The sequence below is a fragment of the Corynebacterium sp. HMSC071F07 genome (assembly GCF_001810285.1).
GTDB lineage: Bacteria > Actinomycetota > Actinomycetes > Mycobacteriales > Mycobacteriaceae > Corynebacterium > Corynebacterium simulans.
Window position 1 is genome coordinate 123,896 of sequence record NZ_KV800714.1, and the last position, 19,454, is coordinate 143,349.

At 59.2% G+C, this 19,454-nt stretch carries 15 protein-coding genes and 1 pseudogene; 3 read left to right on the plus strand and 13 right to left on the minus strand.

Going from position 1 to position 19,454, the window contains the following annotated elements:
- Window positions 1-226: 226 nt before the first annotated feature.
- Window positions 227-3,658 (plus strand): pyruvate carboxylase, encoded by a 3,432-nt coding sequence (locus HMPREF2724_RS09075; protein WP_070588273.1) that lies wholly within the window; start codon window positions 227-229, stop codon window positions 3,656-3,658.
- 89 nt (window positions 3,659-3,747) lie between these two features.
- Here HMPREF2724_RS09075 and HMPREF2724_RS09080 read toward each other — a convergent pair whose 3' ends face one another.
- The 3 genes from HMPREF2724_RS09080 to HMPREF2724_RS09090 form a co-directional block, all read right to left on the minus strand.
- Window positions 3,748-4,311 carry a GNAT family N-acetyltransferase gene (locus HMPREF2724_RS09080; protein WP_070588275.1) on the minus strand — a complete coding sequence of 188 codons (564 nt, stop codon included), beginning with the start codon at window positions 4,309-4,311 and terminating at the stop codon, window positions 3,748-3,750.
- Between the two features lie 18 nt (window positions 4,312-4,329).
- Window positions 4,330-6,099, minus strand: a complete 1,770-nt coding sequence (locus tag HMPREF2724_RS09085) for an acetyl/propionyl/methylcrotonyl-CoA carboxylase subunit alpha (RefSeq protein WP_070432360.1) — start codon at window positions 6,097-6,099, stop codon at window positions 4,330-4,332.
- Window positions 6,100-6,250: 151 nt separating this feature from the next.
- The gene (locus HMPREF2724_RS09090; protein WP_070588278.1) at window positions 6,251-7,102 is read right to left on the minus strand and encodes a sulfurtransferase; all 852 of its coding nucleotides are present in this window, start codon (window positions 7,100-7,102) and stop codon (window positions 6,251-6,253) included.
- 398 nt (window positions 7,103-7,500) lie between these two features.
- Here HMPREF2724_RS09090 and HMPREF2724_RS09095 point away from each other — a divergent pair, with 398 nt between their 5' ends.
- Together HMPREF2724_RS09095 and HMPREF2724_RS09100 are read left to right on the plus strand one after the other, a co-directional pair.
- Window positions 7,501-8,553: a Cj0069 family protein gene (locus HMPREF2724_RS09095; RefSeq protein ID WP_070498686.1), complete on the plus strand. Its 1,053-nt coding sequence runs from the start codon at window positions 7,501-7,503 to the stop codon at window positions 8,551-8,553.
- A 163-nt stretch (window positions 8,554-8,716) separates the two neighbouring features.
- Complete coding sequence (locus HMPREF2724_RS09100) at window positions 8,717-9,736, plus strand: DUF4282 domain-containing protein (protein WP_070588280.1); 1,020 nt, start codon at window positions 8,717-8,719, stop codon at window positions 9,734-9,736.
- An 88-nt stretch (window positions 9,737-9,824) separates the two neighbouring features.
- Here the strand turns inward: HMPREF2724_RS09100 and HMPREF2724_RS09105 are convergent, their stop codons facing one another.
- The 10 genes and pseudogenes from HMPREF2724_RS09105 to HMPREF2724_RS09150 all read right to left on the minus strand — a co-directional run.
- On the minus strand, window positions 9,825-10,247 hold the full coding sequence (locus HMPREF2724_RS09105; RefSeq protein WP_062035760.1) for a DUF3151 domain-containing protein: 423 nt from the start codon (window positions 10,245-10,247) through the stop codon (window positions 9,825-9,827).
- Window positions 10,248-10,297: 50 nt separating this feature from the next.
- Window positions 10,298-10,894 carry a Maf family protein gene (locus HMPREF2724_RS09110; RefSeq protein WP_070588282.1) on the minus strand — a complete coding sequence of 199 codons (597 nt, stop codon included), beginning with the start codon at window positions 10,892-10,894 and terminating at the stop codon, window positions 10,298-10,300.
- Between the two features lie 23 nt (window positions 10,895-10,917).
- Entirely contained in the window at window positions 10,918-11,112 is a 195-nt protein-coding gene (locus HMPREF2724_RS09115; protein ID WP_061920746.1) for an acyl-CoA carboxylase subunit epsilon, read from the minus strand.
- A 13-nt stretch (window positions 11,113-11,125) separates the two neighbouring features.
- Window positions 11,126-12,460, minus strand: coding sequence for a carboxyl transferase domain-containing protein (locus tag HMPREF2724_RS09120; protein ID WP_070588284.1), 1,335 nt, complete (start codon window positions 12,458-12,460; stop codon window positions 11,126-11,128).
- 80 nt (window positions 12,461-12,540) lie between these two features.
- A complete protein-coding gene (locus HMPREF2724_RS09125) occupies window positions 12,541-13,842 on the minus strand; it encodes a metallophosphoesterase family protein (protein ID WP_070588286.1) in 1,302 nt (433 codons plus the stop codon).
- Window positions 13,843-13,961: 119 nt separating this feature from the next.
- A pseudogene (locus HMPREF2724_RS09130) lies at window positions 13,962-15,574 on the minus strand (acyl-CoA carboxylase subunit beta).
- A gap of 163 nt (window positions 15,575-15,737) precedes the next feature.
- A complete protein-coding gene (locus HMPREF2724_RS09135; RefSeq protein WP_061920751.1) occupies window positions 15,738-15,989 on the minus strand; it encodes a hypothetical protein in 252 nt (83 codons plus the stop codon).
- 206 nt (window positions 15,990-16,195) lie between these two features.
- Window positions 16,196-16,498 (minus strand): hypothetical protein, encoded by a 303-nt coding sequence (locus tag HMPREF2724_RS09140; RefSeq protein ID WP_061920753.1) that lies wholly within the window; start codon window positions 16,496-16,498, stop codon window positions 16,196-16,198.
- 8 nt (window positions 16,499-16,506) lie between these two features.
- Window positions 16,507-17,811: an inorganic phosphate transporter gene (locus tag HMPREF2724_RS09145; RefSeq protein ID WP_061920756.1), complete on the minus strand. Its 1,305-nt coding sequence runs from the start codon at window positions 17,809-17,811 to the stop codon at window positions 16,507-16,509.
- Between the two features lie 346 nt (window positions 17,812-18,157).
- Window positions 18,158-19,454: alpha-amylase family glycosyl hydrolase (locus HMPREF2724_RS09150; protein WP_070588288.1), on the minus strand; the 1,297-nt coding region annotated here is incomplete at its 5' end.

The following is a 19,454-nucleotide window of genomic DNA, read 5'->3' on the forward strand; positions in this document are numbered from 1 at the left end:
GAATCTTGTTGAGGAAAAAATTTGCAAGGTTTACAGGGGTCGTAAGTCTGTTGTTACTGGTCGAGCTGCAGAAATCCCCTAGGGCGTCACTCCACTGCTGGTATGTGTGGCGAATTCGGCGTAGAAAAGGGCAGACATTTTAGGGGCAGCTCTCTAAACTGAGATGCGGATCACCCGAGTGGAGACGCTGTATTTCAGCGCCTTCCGAGTTGAAAGGAACACAGAAGTGGCTAATCCCGCGCTTCCATCGTTCAAAAAGATTCTGGTAGCCAACCGTGGCGAAATTGCCGTGCGCGCATTCCGTGCTGCCTTTGAGACTGGGGCTAAGACCGTCGCGGTCTACCCTCGTGAGGACCGGAACTCCTTCCACCGCGCCTTCGCTGATGAGGCTGTCCGTATCGGTACTGAGGGCCAGCCGGTGAAGGCTTATCTGGATATTGATGAAATCATTCGCGCCGCCAAGAAGTCCGGGGCGGATGCCATCTACCCAGGCTACGGTTTCCTTTCTGAACGCGCGGATCTCGCCCGTGCGTGTGAGGACAATGGCATTAAGTTTATTGGTCCAACGCCAAGCACGTTGGCCCTAACCGGTGATAAGGCTGCTGCGGTCAGCGCGGCGAAAGAAGCTGGCCTGCCGACACTGCAGGACTCCGAGCCTTCCACGGACCCCGATGTACTGGCCGGTTACGCCAAGGACTTCACCTTCCCGGTATTTGTCAAGGCCGTCGCCGGTGGCGGCGGACGCGGCATGCGTTTCATCGAGAACGAGGCCGAGTTCAAGACCAAGTGTGCTGAGGCTTCCCGCGAGGCAGAGGCGGCTTTTGGCGACGGCCACGTCTACCTCGAGACGGCCGTCATCAAGCCCCAGCACATCGAGGTGCAGATTCTGGCGGACTCCCAGGGCAACGTCGTACACCTCTTCGAGCGTGACTGCTCCGTGCAGCGCCGTCACCAGAAGGTCGTCGAGATCGCCCCCGCTCCGACCCTGGATCCGCAGCTGCGTGACCGCATTTGTGCCGATGCCGTAAAGTTCTGCCAGCACATCAACTACGAGGGCGCCGGCACCGTGGAGTTCCTCGTGGATGAGAAGGGCAACCACGTCTTCATTGAGATGAACCCGCGCGTGCAGGTTGAGCACACCGTGACCGAGGAAGTCACCGGCGTGGACATTGTGAAGTCCCAGATGCAGATCGCCGCTGGTGTCTCCCTTGAGGAGCTCGGCCTGCGCCAAGAAGAGATCGCCCTTACCGGCGCGGCCCTGCAGTGCCGCATCACCACCGAGGATCCCTCGAACGGCTTCCGCCCAGACACCGGCATCCTTACCACCTACCGTTCGCCGGGCGGCGCAGGCGTACGTCTCGACGGCGCAACCGCAGTCGGTGCGGAGATTTCCCCGAACTTCGACTCCTTGCTGGTCAAGATGACCTGCCGTGGCGCTTCCTTCGAGCAAGCAGTTGCTCGTGCGCAGCGTGCGCTCAACGAGTTCACCGTCTCCGGCGTGGCCACCAACATCGGCTTCCTGCGCGCCCTGCTGCGCGAGCCTGACTTCGTAGCCACCCGCGTGGACACCGGCTTCATCCCGGAGCACCCAGACCTGCTCAAGGCTCCGCCGGCAGTGGATGAGTCCGGCCGCATCATCGACTACATCGCTGATGTCACGGTCAATAAGCCAAACGGCGAGCGCCCGACCAAGCTGCGTCCTTTCGACAAGATTCCTACCTTCGACAAGTCCCAGCCACTGCCGCGCGGTTCCCGCGATGAGCTGCTGGAGCTCGGTCCAAAGAAGTGGGCTGAGAAGATTCGTGCCCAGTCCGCGCTGGCTGTCACCGACACCACTTTCCGCGATGCGCACCAGTCCCTGCTGGCCACCCGTGTGCGCGGTACCGACTTGGTCACCGCTGCTGAGGCTGTCGCGCGCATGACCCCGGAGCTCTTCTCCGTCGAGGCGTGGGGCGGCGCAACGTACGACGTCGCCATGCGCTTCCTCAAGGAGGACCCATGGGTCCGCCTGGATCTGCTGCGTGAGGCAATGCCGAACCAGAACATCCAGATGCTGCTGCGTGGCCGCAACACCGTCGGCTACTCCCCGTATGCAAACGACGTGTGCAACGCGTTCGTTCAGGAAGCTGCCAAGTCCGGAGTTGATGTCTTCCGCATCTTCGATGCGCTGAACGACGTCACCCAGATGCGCCCGGCTATCGACGCTGTCCTGGAGACCAACACCACCGTGGCCGAGGTTGCCATGGCCTACTCGGGCGACATGTGCTCGCCGGGGGAGAAGCTCTACACGCTGGACTACTACCTGAAGCTGGCTGAGGAAATCGTGAACACCGGCGCCCACGTGCTGGCCATTAAGGATATGGCTGGCCTGCTGCGCCCTGAGTCTGCTTCCAAGCTGGTCATGGCGCTGCGCAAGGAATTCGACCTGCCGGTTCACGTCCACACTCACGACACCGCGGGTGGCCAGCTGGCTACCTATTACGCTGCGGCGCTCTCTGGCGCGGACGTCGTCGACGGTGCTTCCGCACCGCTGGCTGGTACCACCTCGCAGCCTTCGCTGTCCGCCATCATCGCGGCGTTCTCCAACTCCTCGCGCGACACCGGCATCGATCTGAAAGCCGTCTCCGATCTCGAGCCTTACTGGGAGGCTGTCCGCCAGCTCTACCGTCCGTTTGAGAAGGGCATTCCTGGCCCGACCGGCCGTGTCTACCGCCACGAGATCCCCGGTGGACAGCTGTCTAACCTGCGCGCGCAGGCCACGGCCTTGGGCTTGGAGGACCGCTTCGAGGTCATCGAGGACACCTATGCCGCCGTCAATGAGATGCTTGGCCGTCCGACCAAGGTCACTCCGTCCTCGAAGGTCGTCGGCGATCTCGCGCTGCACCTCGTGGGTGCGGGCGTCGACGCAGCAGACTTCGAGGCCGACCCGACCAAGTACGACATCCCAGATTCCGTCATCGCGTTCCTTCGCGGCGAGCTCGGTACCCCTCCAGGTGGCTGGCCACCGCTGCGCGACAAGGTCCTTGAGGGCCGCGCGCCTGGCGACGTCTCCGTCAAGCCAGTACCGGAAGAGGAGAAAGCTCACCTGGTCTCCGACAACTCTGACGAGCGCCGTGCGTCCCTGAACCGACTGCTCTTCCCGAAGCAGTTCGAGGAGTTCAATGAGTTCCGCCGCACCTTTGGCAACACTGAGGCGCTCACGGACACCGTCTTCCTCTACGGCTTGGAAGAGGGCAACGAGTACATCGTCCACTACTTCCCGGATGGCTCCAACGATCGTGCGGATCTCAAGACGATCACGCTGCGTCTCGACGCCCTCGGCGAGCCGGATGAGAAGGGTATGCGCAACGTTGTGCTCAACGTCAATGGCCAGATTCGCCCGATGAAGGTCCGCGACAAAAACGTGGAGTCCTCGGTGGCCACCGTGGAGAAGGCCGACCCGTCCAACGATGGCCACGTGGCCGCGCCGTTCGCGGGCGTGGTCAACGCCACCGTGAAGGCTGGTGACGAGGTCAAGGCCGGCGACCAAGTCGCCGTCATCGAGGCCATGAAGATGGAAGCCTCCATCTCCGCAACCAAGGACGGCAAGGTCGAGCGCGTAGCCATCGGCCAGGCCACCAAGGTTGAAGGTGGCGACCTCATCGTGGTCATTAACTAATCAGCTATAAGCTGGCAACAGAAGAGCGCCCCTTCCGCTGACCTTTGAAGCGTCGGCGGGAGGTGCGCTCTATTCTGCGCGGTTGCAACCTAGTGGGCGAAGTACTTGACCATGGTGGGCGCCTCCGAATCACCGGGGACGGTGATGTCTTCGAAGCCTTCGGATTCGTAGAGCTTGCGGGCACCAGGGTTCTCGGGGTCGACCCACAGTGCAATCGCGGGGGCCTCTTGGGCCTCAGCGAGGTCGCAAATGCTGCGCAGCAGGCGGCGGCCCACGCCTAAGCCACGGTAGCGGTTTTCCACCGCGATGAATAGCTCGGGGATTTCCTCCGGGTCAAAACGGGTTGCCCACTGGGATTCGTCGAAAGGCTCTGCTTCCGGGTTGCCCAGGTACGCCGCACCTTTGCGCGCACCGGTGTAGTAGCGCAGCCACGCACCGCCCATCGGTACGTTATGACTGGAAACGGCGATGCAGCCGCCGTCGACAAGCGGCGACCATTCGTCGATGTACAGGCCCACGTCTGCCGTGTGGAAGTCAGGGACGGCGGCCTCTTCGTCGCCTAAAACATCAGCGAGGAAGAGCAGACGAGACAGGTAGGTCCGGTCTGGCTCCTTGGCCAGCCGGACCACATACAAAGAGTCGTTGGCGGTCATTCCACCGACTCTAGTGTGCTATTTGATCTCCAGCAATGGGGCGCCCTTGTTGATCTGGGCGCCCTGCTCGACGCTGAGGCCAGTGACGGTGCCGGCCTTGTGGGCCTTGACTGGGTTTTCCATCTTCATGGCTTCGAGGATGAGCACGACGTCGCCTTCTGCGACTTCCTGTCCTTCTTCAACGCCAACCTTGATGACGGTGCCCTGCATCGGTGCTACGACGGCGTCGCCAGACGCGGCGGTCTTAGAACTAGAGCCGCGGCGCTTCTTGGACTTCTTGCGGGGTGCGCCGCCGCCCAGCAGGAGATTGCCTGGGAGTGCTACCTCGATGCGGCGACCGCCGACTTCGACGACGAACTTCTGGGAGGCTGCTGCCTCCTCTTCCTCTGGGGTTTCAACGTCGACGTAGGCAGGCAGTTCGTTTACCCACTCTTCCTCAATCCACTTGGTGTAGACATCGAAGGAACCGTTCTCGGCGCTAAACGCAGGGTCGTTGACGATGGCCTGGTGGAACGGGATGACGGTCGGAAGGCCCTCGACGGTGTACTCAGTCAGGGCGCGGCGTGCACGGGCAAGCGCGGTCTCGCGGTCTGGACCCCAGACGATGAGCTTGGCCAGCATGGAGTCGAACTGGCCGCCGATGACGGTGTTCTCGCGCACGCCGGAATCCACGCGGACGCCTGGTCCGGAAGGCTCGCTGTAGGAAACGATGGTGCCCGGTGCTGGCATAAAGCCTGTTGCGGCGTCCTCGCCGTTGATGCGGAACTCGAAAGCATGGCCGCGCGGGGTGGGATCCTCGGTGATAGAAAGTTCACCGCCCTCTGCAATGTTGAACTGCTCGCGCACCAGGTCCAGGCCGGTGGTTTCCTCAGAGACTGGGTGTTCCACCTGCAGGCGGGTGTTGACCTCGAGGAAGGAGATCAGTCCATCGGAGCCGACCAAGTACTCGACGGTGCCAGCGCCAAAGTAGCCAGCCTCGCGGCAAATGCGCTTGGCCGACTCATGGATGGCGGTGCGCTGCTCATCGCTCAAGAACGGGGCAGGGGCTTCCTCTACCAGCTTTTGGAAGCGGCGTTGCAGGGAGCAATCGCGGGTGCCGACGACGACCACGTTGCCGTGCTGGTCAGCCAGTACCTGTGCCTCGACGTGGCGAGCCTTGTCGAGATAGCGCTCGACAAAGCACTCGCCGCGGCCGAATGCGGCGGTGGCCTCGCGGGTAGCGGACTCGAAGAGCTCTGCTACTTCGTCACGCTCATAGGCGACCTTCATTCCGCGGCCGCCGCCACCGAAGGCGGCCTTGATGGCAATTGGCAGGCCGTGTTCGTCGGCGAAGGCTTCTACCTCGGCTGCATCCTTAACCGGGTCTGGAGTGCCTGGCGCCATCGGGGCGTCGGCACGCTCAGCGATGTGGCGAGCGGTGACCTTGTCGCCCAAGTCGCGGATGGATTGTGGGGAAGGGCCGATCCAGATAAGTCCGGCGTCGATAACCGCTTGCGCGAAGTCGGCGTTCTCAGACAAGAAGCCGTAGCCCGGGTGAATGGCGTCTGCGCCGGACTTGGCGGCGGCGTCGAGAATCTTGTCGAAGACAAGGTAGGACTCGGCGGAGTTTTGCCCACCTAGGGCGAAGGCTTCGTCGGCAAGCGCAACAAATGGTGCGTCGGCGTCTGGCTCTGCATAAACGGCGACGGAGGCGATGCCAGCGTCGCGCGCGGCACGGATGACGCGGACTGCAATCTCACCGCGGTTAGCAACTAGCACCTTGGTGATCTTCTTGGTTTCAACTGCCACGGCAGGAACCCTCCTGATAAAAATCGTATTGGACTGTTCACTATTCTTGCCCACAAAAACATGAGTAAACCGTCAAGTTCTGGTTTTGCTCTCAAAAATACTCCCGCACCAGCGAGGACACGGGAGTAAATCGGCGTGTTGAACGGAGAAGTTACTTCTCGATTGGCATGCGAACCATGTTTCCCCACTCGGCCCACGAACCGTCGTAGACCTTCGTGGACTTGAATCCCAGCAGGAAGGTCAGCACGAACCAAGTGTGGGCGGCCTGCGCGCCAACATGGGAGTAGAGGATGGTCTCGGTTTCTGGCTCGAGGTTGCCATAGTTGACGCTGAGCTCAGAAAGCGCGCGGAAACAGCCATTCGGGTAAACGGAGCGATCCCATTCCAAGTTGGCGGCGCCCGGAATGTGTCCGTGGCGCATGGTGGTGCCATATGTGGACTCGCCGGTGGAAGGCTCGCCGCCGTACTCCTCAGGCGTGCGGGTGTCGACGAGCTTTGCTGCGGTCTCGCGCATCTGGTCTACAAAGACGCGGGAGGTGGCGTCGTCGCGTTCTACCTCTGGGTAATCGGACTCTGGGAAGTCTGGAACCGTGAAAGAGGTATCGCGCTCTTCGGTAACCCACGCGTCGCGGCCGCCGTCGAGCAGGCGGACGTCAGGGTGGCCATAAAGTTCAAATACCCACAGGGCGTAGGCTGCCCACCAGTTGGCTTTGTCGCCGTAGATAACAACGGTGTCTTCCCGCTTAATGCCCTTGTTTCGCATGAGCTGGGAGAAGGAGGCTGCATCGACGACGTCGCGGGTGAGGGGATCGAGCAGCTCGGTTTGGAAATTAATGCGCGAGGCGGTCGGGATGTGTCCGATGTCGTAGAGGAGGGAATCCTCGTCTACTTCGATAACGCGCAGGCCCTTGGTGCCGAGCCTAGCGGAGAGCCAAGGTGCGGAAACGAGGCGCTCTGGGTGCGCATATTCCTGGAATGGGGGATGTGGATCGAACTCGGCCACGGTCCGGTTTCCTTTCTAAATGGGGTTTATAAAAGAGATCTCTCTAAACACAACAACTCTAACGCTTGAGCCCTTAAATTGGTCACCTTGAGCTGAACATTGTGGCGTTGCATACATTTTCTTGCCGATTGCCGTGGCTCACAATCACTGGTTATAACAAGCCTGCAGGTCAGATGCCTAAAATGTATCTTGAGCGGCCAAAACGTACCGGGGTTAATGCGGGGTTAACAACCCAGCGAGGAGGTGCAAACCTGCGTTATTTTTAAGGTGTGGTGCGGTACAAAACGCTGCGTAAATCGCTTGAATCGCTTAAATACTGTCTAAAACACGAAGCGTCCACAAAAAGCCGCTGGCGTACCGGACCATCACCCACAACCCCCAAACGAAAGGGAATTGCTGTGCACAAGGCAATCGTCGTCTTCGAGGTCGAGGGCGGATCTGACAAGCAGCTCAATGGCCACCGCAAGGACACCATGCCCATCGTCGAGTCCATCAAGGACGCAGGCTGGCACTCTGAGGTCGTCTTCTTCCGTCCAGAGTGGTCTGAGCGCATCTTCGAGTACGTCACCGAAAACTTCGACGCTTATATCTCCCGCGTGAACCCGGGTAATATCCCAGGCGGCGAGAAAGGCTACTTTGATCTGCTGACCAAGCTCTCTGAAGCTGGCCTGGTTGGCATGTCCACTCCGTATGAGATGATGGCCTACGGTGCCAAGGATGCATTGGTCAAGCTCAATGACACTGAGCTTGTACCTTCCGATACCGCGGCATATTACGACGTTGAGTCGTTCCACGACACTTTCCCCACCTCGCTGTCTTACGGCGAGCGCGTGCTGAAGCAAAACCGCGGTTCGACGGGCGAAGGCATCTGGCGTGTCCAGCTCGAGGACAAGTCCCTCGAGGTAGAACCTGGCACCGCACTGCCGCTAGAGACCAAGCTTAAGTGCACCGAGGCAGTGGATAACCACACCGAGGTTCGCGAGCTCGGCGAGTTCATGGATTTCTGTGACCAGTACATTATCGGTGACAACGGCATGCTCGTTGATATGCGCTTCATGCCGCGCATCGTCGAGGGAGAAATCCGTATCCTCCTAGTCGGCCCTGACCCAGTCTTCGTGGTGCACAAGAAGCCGGCTGAAGGCGGCGACAACTTCTCCGCCACATTGTTTTCCGGCGCTAAGTACACCTATGACAAGCCCGAAGCTTGGCAAGAACTTGTAGACATGTTTGCCGAGGTTCGTCCGGTCATTGCAGAAAAGCTTGGCGGTGACAACATCCCGCTGATCTGGACTGCTGATTTCATGCTTGCCGACGGCGAGAATGGCGAGGACACCTATGTCCTTGGCGAGATCAACTGCTCCTGCGTGGGCTTTACTTCCGAGCTTGACATGGGCATTCAGCAGAAGGTTGCCGCTGAAGCCATCAAGCGCGTTGAGGCAAAACACGCTTAAGGTCTCCTCTTACTTTTGTAAACCCTGTTTCCCCGAAGGTGGTGGAAGCAGGGTTTTTATATGCCCCTTATAAAGGGAGTATTCCTCATTGGGCTGCCGAATCGTGCAGCGTGTTGTAGTTTCTTTTGTGCGTACTTAATAAATTGAAAGGAACGTCTCTCATATGACCAACCCAGACAAGTTCGGAGAAAACAACTCCGACCAGAATCCACAGCACGCTGCTGAGGACGCGATGAGCTCCTCTTCCTTCGGTAATTCCGACTTCGGCAACTCCGATTTTGGAAATTCTGATTTTGGCAAGTCTGACTTTGGCCAGTCCGATTTCGGTGCTTCTTCCTTCGGCGCTTCTGATTCCTCCGAGGCATCGAGCTTCGGCGGCGCGCACGGCACCAGCAGCGAAGAAACCGTGAACTTCGGTGAGACTTCCTCTGATTTCGGCCAGTCCGACTTCAACCAGGCCTCTTTCAACAGCTCCGACAATGCCCAGGGCTTTGGCTCTGAGAACGCTCAGGCTGCCAGCGCTTCCGCCGAGCCCGCAAGCTCTGCATTGGGCTCCCACAGCGCTGATAACGCAGGTAGCGCAAACGGCGTGATCAACACAGGCAATAACAATGCAGGCAATGGTTTTGGCCAATCCAGCTTTGGTCAGCCAGTTCCGCCGGCCGGCAACTTCAACCAGGGTGGCTTCAACCAGCAGTTCCAGCCGCAGAACCAGCCGGGCCAGCAGAACCAGCAAGGCTTCGGTGGCTTCCAGCCACAGGGCCAGCCAGGCCAGCCGGGCTACAACCCACAGATGCAGGGCTTCAACCAGTACCCGCAGGCGCCGAAGGATAACTTCTTTAAGTCCCTGTTTGACTTCAAGTTCTCCAGCTTCATCACCGTGAAGTTTGCATCCATCATCTACGTGATCGCAGTTGTGGTCGGTGTTCTGTCCTGGATTGGTGGCCTCATCGTGGCCGTCACGGGCGGCTCCTTAACCGGCATCATGGGCGATCTTGCAGGCTCGTCCTCTGCTGGCGGTGGCATGGCTGCAGTGATGATCCTGGGCCACCTCATCTTCGGCACCCTGGGTCTGCTGATTTACCTCATTCAGGTTCGCCTCGTGCTTGAGTTCTTCGTCTCCAACATCCAGACCACGGAGAACACCAAGAAGCTCGTCGAACTGGCAGAAGCGGATAAGTAAGCCCTTCACCTGCCAGCTAAAAAGCCTCGGCCTCATGTGCTCTTTTCAAGAGCCGAGACCGAGGCCTTTTAAGTTTTAGGTATTCGATTTAGTCGAGGAGGCGGGCTACGCAGTCTGGGTCGGCGTCGGAAAGCATTTGGCGGAGGCGGTCGTACTCGTCTTGCTCACCGATTGCCTGTGCAGCGTGCGCGAGAGCCGCGATGGCGCGCAGAACGCCCCGGTTTGGCTCGTGGGCAAAAGGAACTGGGCCCCAGCCCTTCCAGCCGTTGCCGCGCAAACGGTCGAGGCTGCGGTGGTAGCCCGTGCGTGCGTAGGCATAAGCGGTGATGTAGGCAATCGGCAGGGCCTCGTCCTCGCGCAGGCGGGTTAGCTCCTGCTCCGCCAGCAGCGCCCACAGCAGTGGGGAATTAGGGTGTGCGACGATTCCGGCCTGTAGGTCGGAAACGGAATCCGCGCCAGGATCGGCGGGCAACTGGATAGGGGCAGGGGCTAGCATGTCTTTCATTTCCATGCCCGCAACCCTACCGCCAATCCGTTTGGTGGTGCAGATGGCTAGGGAATCTAAGCCGCGTTCCAGAAGTCCGAGACGTGCAAATCAAAGGAATAGAGCGCGCGGCGGACTACCGGCAGGGAAAGCCCAATGACGGAGGAGGGATCGCCCTCGATGCGGTCAATGAACCAGCCGCCGAGAGCCTCTAAGGTGAAGGCGCTGGCGCATTCCAAGGGTTCGCCCGTTGCCGCATAGGCGGCTATGTCACGCTCGGTGGCAGATGCAAAGAAGACCTTGGTTCGGGAGGTCTCCACGTGGCGCTTTTCGCCATGAATGATGCAGTGACCGGTTAACAGCTCGGCGCAGTGGCCGGCTTGGGCGCGCCAGCGCTCCACGGTGGCCTGCTCGGTGTGCGGCTTGCCTTGCAGCTGACCATCTAAAAGCAGCATTGAGTCGCCGCCGATGACAACGTCTGCGGGGTAATCGGGCGCTACCTTTTCGGCCTTTGCGGTGGCAAGGGCTGCGACGACGTCGGCAGGCGGGGCGCTGCTTAGCGACGCCTCAATGGCCCTTTCGTCGACGTGTGCTGGGGCTAAAACGGGCTCAACCCCGGCCCCGCGCAAGATGGAGGCGCGGGACGGGGATTGAGAAGCGAGGACAATTCGCATGAATTCGGCTTCAACCTTGGCGCTTAGTAGTAGCGCACGTTACGGAACGCGGACGGGTTATAGGTCTGTCCCGGCTGGCCCCAGAGATCGCGGGTAGCGCGGGTATCTGCGGCCTTGGCGCGGGCATCGGCATCCAGCTGGGTCAAAACTGCGGAAAGCGCTGCGACTTCTTCGTCAGAGGGGTTACCCTTGAGGACCTTAATCAGGGGAGCAGTCATGGTGTTTTCCTTATTACAAGACGATGTTGCCGTGCTTCTTCGGCAAAGTAGGGACAATTTTACGTTCCAGGAGACGCAGTGCTTCGATGATGGAAGCGCGGGTCGCGGCGGGAGTGATAACCGCATCCACCAGGCCGCGCTCGGCTGCCTGATACGGGCTTAGGTACTCGGCTGCTTCTTCCTCAGAAATCTCGAGCTCCTGGGCCAATGCGGCGGCGTCGGCAACTGCGATTTCGGCGGTCGGCCAGGCGTAGGACAAGTCTGCGCCCAGGTCCTTGGAGCCGAAAGCGATGTAGCCGGTACCGTGCGCGCGGCCCACGATGATGCTGAGCTTGCCGACGCTCGCTGCGGAGTAGGCATGCACGAACTTCGCCAGCGCTGCGGTTTCAAGCTGCAGGGCAGGAGCATCCACGAATTCGAGGATTGGCGTATTGAAGGCGTCGCAGAGGCGGACAAAACGTGCGGCCTTGGCGGAAGCCGCGGCGTCGAAAGTTGCACGGTTGGCGATGATGCCGACGGTGCGGCCCTCGACGCGGCCGAAGCCGGTAAAGACGCCTTCAACTTTAGCTTCGAGCTCGAAGACATCGTCGCAGACTGCTTCGAGGACTGCGTGCAGGTCAACTTCGCCGGAATCGCCGACGATGCTGTTGAGGGCTTCGTCATCCGCAGACATATTTTCTTCGACGGAGCCCACCATGAGCGGGGCATCCGTGCGCGGGGCCTCAGCGCGGTTATTCGCCGGCAGGTAGCTCAAAACCTGTTGGATCAAGGCGATCTCATTGGCTTCGGAGCTGGCGTTGAGATGGCCGTCGGGGGCAATGGTGACGTCGGCAAGCGCGGCGACCAGCGAAGCATCCTTGGAATCGGCGTAGACCGCGGTGACCTGCGGGATAAGGCCAGATGCCGTGGTGGCGCGGGCCAGGATGCGAGCCTGCATTGCGGAGGAAACGATGCCTTCCTGGGCACGGGGCTTGTCTCCGGCGACCATGGCTACGATAGGAACGCCGGTCTTAATGGCAAGGTCATAAAGCTTGGTGATCTTCTCGCCGTAAACCTCGCCCATGGTGCCGTCAAAGATGGTTGCGTCCTGTGCATAAGCACATACCTTGCGGCCGCCTACCGTGCCATAGCCGGTGATAACGCCGTCGGTATAAGGGCGGTCATACTCGCGGCCGAAGTCGGTGGAGCGGTGACGCGCCAGTGCGTCAGTTTCGACGAAGGAGCCGGCATCGAATAACGCGGTAATCGCGCTACGTGCGGCAGGGACCTCGCCCTGTGGCGCTCGGGACTCGGTGAGTTTATTGCTCAGGTCCTCAATCTTGCCAGCGGTGGTCTTCATGTCAGTCATAGATATGCAGTCTACAAGCTTGGGCGCCATACGCTCACCTCGCGGTGAACGCATGGCGGGAAATCATATGGCGCCCAGTGCTAGGAAGAACTCGAGCGTAGACTAGAAAGCCCCCACGAAGATTGCGAAGATCCGTTTCCTACAGGTTCGCTTGGGGAATCGGAAGCATCATCGATTTCCGGAAGTTCCACGTATTCCGGAAGCGCCGCTGGTTCTTTAAGCGGCTGCTTGGCAGGGGCCATGTCCATTCCAATGTCTTTGGCGAAGATTACTCGGGTGCCGGTATAGACAGACTCAGCATTGGCGGAAAACTCAAACACGCGTGCGCCACGCAGTGAGTGCTGCGCTAATGTGCCGTCGCGGAGACCGTAGGCCCCAAAACCGGTGCCCGGGCCGTAGCCCAATTCGATGCCGTAATAGTTGCCCATGTAGGTGTTGATGTGGTCGTGGCCGCAGTAGATTCCGCGAATGTCGCCACGGGCCTGGGCCGCGGCATAAACACCAGAATTGAAGGCGCCTACATAGCAGTCTTCGTTCTTTTCTCCTATGATTCCATGCTTCTTTACCGCTTTCGTGTGGTCAAGCAGACCGTTCTTGAGCGGGCCGCCGAACCACATGTCGCGGTGCTCATAGGTAGGAATGTGGAAGAACATAAGCCCTTCGACCTGAGAACCTGTCGCCGCGGCCAGCGCATCCGACTGCTGTGCGTACCACGCAATCTGCTCTGGGTGAATGTAATCATAGGCCGGCAGATCTGCTGCATCTTGTCCACCGATGGTCTCCGGGTGATAGCGGCCAGAATCGAGAAGCCAAAAGCTGAAGCGAGCAGTCGCGGCGTCGTAAAGCACAAGATGCGTATTCGAAGCACCATAGCCGCCGGACGAGGCAGGCGCATTTCGGTTGTGGCGGTAGGAACGCACGAACTGCGTCATGTGCTGGTGGCGCACGCCAGTGCCGCCCTCCTCTGCGGAATCTTCGTCGTGGTTACCAAAGGTAACGGCCCAGGGGATACCACGGCTTTCCATTGGCAGGACCACGTTATTGATGGCTTGGTAGACCTGTTTTGGGGTGGTTGGGCCGGCGGAAATGACATCGCCGTTGATAAGCACAAACCCTGGCTGTTCTGCGTCGAGAACGTGCTCCATGAACTCGATTGTGCGCTTATCGGTTAGGTGATCATCTTGAGTGTCATTGAACTGAATGACTTTAAAGGATCCGTCGGAATTGAATTCCAGACGAGATGGCTTTTGATCGTCTTGCGAGGGGCTATCCAAGGGAAGCGAAGCATCTTGCGCGACTGCTGTGCTCCGGTTTGAAGCTACGGCGCCAAGCCCGAGAAGAGAGGCACCTGAGAGGAAATTGCGGCGTTTAATCTTGGACATAGCGCTTTCCTAGTCTCCTTATTAAATAAGAAATTTTTGAAATACAGTTGGAGACTAGGGCGCTTTGGTATCCGGGCAATGGCCGCCAGATGAAGAATAGGAGAATGGAGAGAAACTATCTAGAGCGGGACGTTGCCGTGCTTGCGCGCCGGACGGGGGACGTTCTTGTCAGCGTAAAGGCGCAGGTTCCGAGTGATAGCACTGCGGGTTTCAGAAGGGAGGAGCACTGCGTCTATTAGTCCGCGTTCTGCCGCCTTGTAGGGGTTTAGCATGTGGTCTTCGTACTCGCGTTCAAAGGACTTGGCGAGCTCTTCGACGTCGAGGCCTTCTTCACGGGCCTTCTTGAGCTCCTTGCGGTAGATGAAGCCGATGGCGCCGGCGGCGCCCATGACCGCGATTTGGGCGGTCGGCCACGCGAGGTTGACGTCAGCACCAAGGCCCTTGGAGCCCATCACGCAATAAGCGCCGCCGTAGGCCTTGCGCATGGTGACAGTGATCTTTGGGACGGTGGCTTCGCCGTAGGCGTAGAGAAGCTTGGCGCCGCGGCGGAGGATGCCGTCGTGTTCTTGGGAGGCACCGGGCAGAAAACCCGGGACATCGACGAGCATGACGATGGGGATGTTGAAGGCGTCGCAGGCGCGGACGAAGCGCGCCGCCTTCTCGGAGGAGTCGATATCAAGGCAGCCAGCGAAGCCCTGCGGCTGGTTGGCCACGAAACCACGGTTTGGCCTTCGACGCGGCCGAAGGCTACGACGACGTTTTCGGCGCGTTCTGCCTGGATTTCGAGGAATTCGCCGTCGTCGGTGATGGCTTCGATGACGTGCTTGACGTCGTAGGGCTGGGTAGGGGAATCAGGGATGATCTCGTCGAGAATGAGGTCATCGGCGGTTTCATCGCCGAGTTCTTCATAGGGCTCAAAAGGTGCGCGCTGGCGGTTATTGGAGGGGAGATAGGTCAAAAGGTCGTGGACCCAGTCGAGGGCTTCTTCATCGGTGGCGGCGGTGAAATGGGAGTTACCGGCGGATTGCATGTGAGTGGAGGCGCCGCCGAGTTCCTCCTGGGTGATTTCTTCACCGGTGACGGTCTTGATGACGTCGGGGCCGGTGACGAACATCTTGGACTTTTCCTCGACCATAACGACGAAGTCAGTCAAGGCAGGGGAGTAGGCGTTGCCACCGGCACAAGCGCCCATGATGACGGAGATCTGTGGGACCACGCCGGAGGCCTTGACGTTTTGGTAGAAGGTGCGCGCGATCCAGTCGAGGGAGACTGCGCCATCTTGGATGCGGGCACCGGCACCTTCATAAAGGCCGATGAGCGGGCGGCCGGTGGTTACAGCAAGCTCCATGATTTTTACCATCTTCTCGCCATAAACCTCGCCGAGCGCGCCGCCGAAGACGGTGCCGTCTTGGGAGAAGATGCAGACCTCGCGGCCATCGATGGTTCCCCAGCCGGTAACGATTCCGTCGGTTAATGGTTTTTTCGCGCCCATGCCGAAATCGGAGGTGCGGTGCACGGCGAGCATATCGGTTTCGACGAATGAGCCTTCATCGAGCAGGTAGTCAAGGCGCTCGCGCGCCGTCAAACGGCCAGCGGCGTGGACTTTCTCGTAGGCCTTTTTGCTGAGCGGAGCGGCGGCTTGCTCGCGGCGTCGCTTAAGTTCGGCGATTTTTCCGGCAGTGGTGGCAGCTTGCTCATCCTCGAGGGAGGTCAAATGTGAGGAAATAGTCATGTTTTCAGAGTTTAAAGAATGCCCTCGTGGTTTTACACCTCGAAACACAGGTGATTTCCCTCACAAAACTAGTTTGTGCTGCTAAGTGATGTGGGGCAAAGAAAAGTGCCTAGCTTTCCTTCGTAGAAAAGCTAGGCACTTTACGGTTTGGGGCTGGGGGGATTTAGGCTGCGAGGCCGAAATCCATGAGGAAGAGCTCCACCTCGTAGACCTCTTCGGTGCGCGGTGCGCGGCCGGCGATGGAGTTGAATACGGAAATGATGTCATCCGTCGTGGCCGGTGTGGTGCCACGGTTGACGAGCTCCTCGGTGACGAGGGCTTCCATAGGGGTTGCGTCCAAGGCGTCAAGGCCCGTGCCGGTGGCGCTCTTGAATGTGGTTGCGAACGAGTTAATCAGTCCGTTGATGGTATTCATTGATGCTCACCTTCTTTCGATCTGGACAATGAATCTTCGGCCGCTAGGGGTAGGGAAAATAAATGTAGGTAAAAACAAAGAAACTAGCGGACGAGCTGATAAGTACTCGATGGTACGCTCGGTCCGCTAGTTTAGCAACCTTTAGTTCCGTGTTAGTTAACTTTTCGTTAACTTAACGCTTGAGGAACTTTGTTTTAAGTCCTGTCTTAATGCTTGCTGGAAAGACCCGGGAAGAGCTCAATTCCGAAATAATTGTGAATCGAATCCTTAGCAATCCAAGAGATGGCAATCAGGATGATTACGCCCAAGACTGCGTAGACGGTCCAGCCCAAAACCTTCATCTGGGCGGAGGCCTCGGTGTCGCCGACGATGACGCCGTCGCTGTTGCGGATTGGGTCACCGGTCATACAACGCATGCCCAAGGCGAAAAGGAGCGGGATGCCAGCGCCGAAGGCTAGTGCCAAGCCGGCGACGCGGGTGATAGCGACGAGAATTTCCATTGCGGTCATGGCGATTCCTACTTTCCTTGGGAGACTTCGTGGGCGGAGCTGGAAGCGTCGTCGACGACGCCGTGTGCGCCATTCGCGGCGCCCGGAGCGTTGCCGGTGGCAACGCCGGCGGCAACCTTGTCGTGAGCCTGCATGGAGGAGTCAACAGACTCAGCGTCAGCGTCCCAGTCATCGTTGACGTTGGATGCATCCACTGGGTTGCGGCGAGCGCGCAGCAGGATTACGGCGACCATGGCGAGCAAAATGATGGCGTCGACGATGGCGCCAGTCAGGGTGTTGGTTGCACCGCTAACCAGGCGTGCAATCCACCAGGTGGCGAAGCCGACTGCAGCAGCGCAAGGCAGGGTGATTAGCCATGCGGAAACCATGCGCATTGCAACGCCCCAGCGGACCTGTGCGCCCTTCTTGCCCAGGCCGGTACCGAGGATGGAACCGGTGGAAACGTGGGTGGTAGACAGTGCCATGCCGCCAGCGGCGGAGGTGAGGATGATGGCTGCGGAAGAAGCCTCGGCGGCCATACCCTGTGGGGACTCGATTTCCACCAAGCCCTTGCCCAGGGTGCGGATGACGCGCCAGCCGCCAGACATGGTGCCGGCTGCGATTGCCACTGCACAGGCAATGATGACCCAGGTTGGGATGCGCTGATCGGCATTTGCCTCACCAGCTGCGACGAGGGCCAAGAAGATTACGCCCATGGTCTTCTGTGCGTCGCCTGCGCCGTGTGCCAGGGAAACTAGGCATGCGGTGACGATCTGGCCGTGGCGGAAGTGCTCGTTCTTTACGCGCTCCGGGATGGTGTTAGTAACCCAGTAGACCAGCGCGGTGCCGCAGGCCGAAACCATGGCGGCGATGAAAGGGGATGCGATTGCTGGGATGATGATTTTGCCGGCGATGGAAGACCATGCAACGCCGCCGCTGCCGAGGGCAGCAAAGGCTGCACCGATGAGGCCGCCGAAAAGGGCGTGGGAAGAAGAGGATGGCATTCCGAGGAGCCATGTAAATAGGTTCCAGAAGATGCCGCCAATGAGGCCGGTGAATACGACCATTAGGAGTGCTTCTCCATCGGTTGCGACAGAGAGATCGTAGGAATCAAGGTTGACGATGCCTTTTGCCACGGTTGCGGCAACATGAACGGAAAGAAAGGCGCCGAGCAGGTTGAGCAATGCGGAAATGGTGACTGCGGTAAATGGCTTTAGGGCGCCGGTGGCAATGGAGGTGGCCATTGCGTTAGCGGTGTCGTGGAAGCCGTTGGTGAAGTCAAAGGCAAGGGCAGTGACGATCACGATGGCCAAGATGATTAGTGTCGCTGTCACGGGCGCGACCCCTTTCCAAGGTTCTTCGGTTCTTCTCGAGCGAGGGAGCGTGGCGTGACGGCCGAGATCAAACTCGGCGACAGTGTCGCAACCGCGTTCCTAACTAACAACGGTATAGAGTAAACCCCTCATGGGATTGGGTCTAATCTCTCAATGGTTGCCATGACCTTGGGTTTTGCGCTTTATGTTCGGTATTTAAGTCATTAGATAGTCGGTCTTTGGTGAAGATTCCCGCTGTATACATATCGCGTTAACCTATTGTTTACCTAAGGCGGGGGAGTGCACCCCCGACTGATATTCATTTTCCGTTTAGGTCCTATTTATTCAGTCCTATTTATTCACTGGCTTATTGGTCCTCGATGGGCAGCCAAGCGTAGCCAAATGGCCCTAATTCCACCGGGCCCAGATCGACGGTGTCCGCGGTGAAGTTGTGCAGACACAGAAGGCCGCCCCGCTGGAACGCAAAGATGCCTGCTTCGCCCGTTTCAACCGCCTCGAAGGGGGCGCTTGCTAGCTCGGGGAAGGCCTTTCGCTGGGCAATGAGTTCGCGCACGGTATTGAGCAGCGATGTCGGATCCGTTTTTTGCTCTTCGACGTTGATCTTCGTGCCGCCCCCGATTGGGCGGCGCGGGTGCGGGGCCGTGGTGAAGCCAGTGCCGTCGCCAGGGGCCCATTGCATAGGGGTGCGCACTGCGTCGCGGTCTGGAAGTGAAGGAGAATCCGCCATGCCGATTTCATCGCCGTAGTAGAAGAAAGGCGAACCCGGCATGGAAAGCAAAAGCGAGAAGAAAAGCTCAATCTTGCGCCGGTCATTTCCCAGAAGCGGAGCCAAGCGGCGGGCAATACCCACGTGGGCACGCATCTGCTCATCCGGAAGGTAATGGCGATACATTAGCTCGCGGCTGGCATTGTCGACCATTTCGAGCGTTAGCTCGTCATGGTTGCGCAGAAAGGTGCCCCACTGGCAGCCGGCAGGTAGCTCGGGGATTTCATCCATGATGGCGTAGAGGGGGGTGGCGTCGCCAAGCGCAAGTGCCTCATAGATACGCGGCATCAGGGGGAAGTTGAAGACCATGTGGACGCGATTGCCGGTGCCGAAGAACTCCATGGTTTCTTTCGGCGGCTGGTTGGCTTCGGCCACCATGACAGCCTCCGGATAGTTCTCATCCATGAAGGCACGTAGCTTCTCGACGAACGCGATGGTCTCCGGAAGAGATTCGCCTCCCTGGCCATCACGCTCATAGAGATAGGGGATGGCGTCCAAGCGGAAGCCGTCTAGGCCCTTGTCCATCCAGAAAGAAACGATGCGGAAGACTTCCTCGTGGACTGCAGGATTGTCATAGTTGAGATCCGGCTGGTGCGAGTAGAAGCGATGGAAGTAGTACTGCTCGCGCACCTCATCCCAGGCCCAAGTGGAATCTTCGACGTCGGTGAAGATGATGCGGATTTCGGGATACCGGTTCGGATCGTCTCCCCACACGTAGTAATCGCCGTAAGGGCCCGCAGGATCGCGGCGGGACGCTTGGAACCATTCGTGCTCGGTAGAAGTGTGATTGAGAGCGAGGTCCGTCATTAAACGCATGCCGCGCTTGTGGGTTTCGGCTACGAGCTGTTCGAAGTCTTCCATCGTGCCGTAATCGGGG

Coding starts and splice junctions, on each gene's coding strand:
- HMPREF2724_RS09080 (WP_070588275.1), bottom strand. CDS start 4,311: ATGACCGCCAACGACTCTTTGTATGTGGTCCGGCTGGCCAAGGAGCCA.
- HMPREF2724_RS09100 (WP_070588280.1), top strand. CDS start 8,717: ATGACCAACCCAGACAAGTTCGGAGAAAACAACTCCGACCAGAATCCA.
- HMPREF2724_RS09105 (WP_062035760.1), bottom strand. CDS start 10,247: ATGGAAATGAAAGACATGCTAGCCCCTGCCCCTATCCAGTTGCCCGCC.
- HMPREF2724_RS09110 (WP_070588282.1), bottom strand. CDS start 10,894: ATGCGAATTGTCCTCGCTTCTCAATCCCCGTCCCGCGCCTCCATCTTG.
- HMPREF2724_RS09115 (WP_061920746.1), bottom strand. CDS start 11,112: ATGACTGCTCCCCTGATTAAGGTCCTCAAGGGTAACCCCTCTGACGAA.
- HMPREF2724_RS09120 (WP_070588284.1), bottom strand. CDS start 12,460: ATGACTGACATGAAGACCACCGCTGGCAAGATTGAGGACCTGAGCAAT.
- HMPREF2724_RS09125 (WP_070588286.1), bottom strand. CDS start 13,842: ATGTCCAAGATTAAACGCCGCAATTTCCTCTCAGGTGCCTCTCTTCTC.
- HMPREF2724_RS09135 (WP_061920751.1), bottom strand. CDS start 15,989: ATGAATACCATCAACGGACTGATTAACTCGTTCGCAACCACATTCAAG.
- HMPREF2724_RS09140 (WP_061920753.1), bottom strand. CDS start 16,498: ATGACCGCAATGGAAATTCTCGTCGCTATCACCCGCGTCGCCGGCTTG.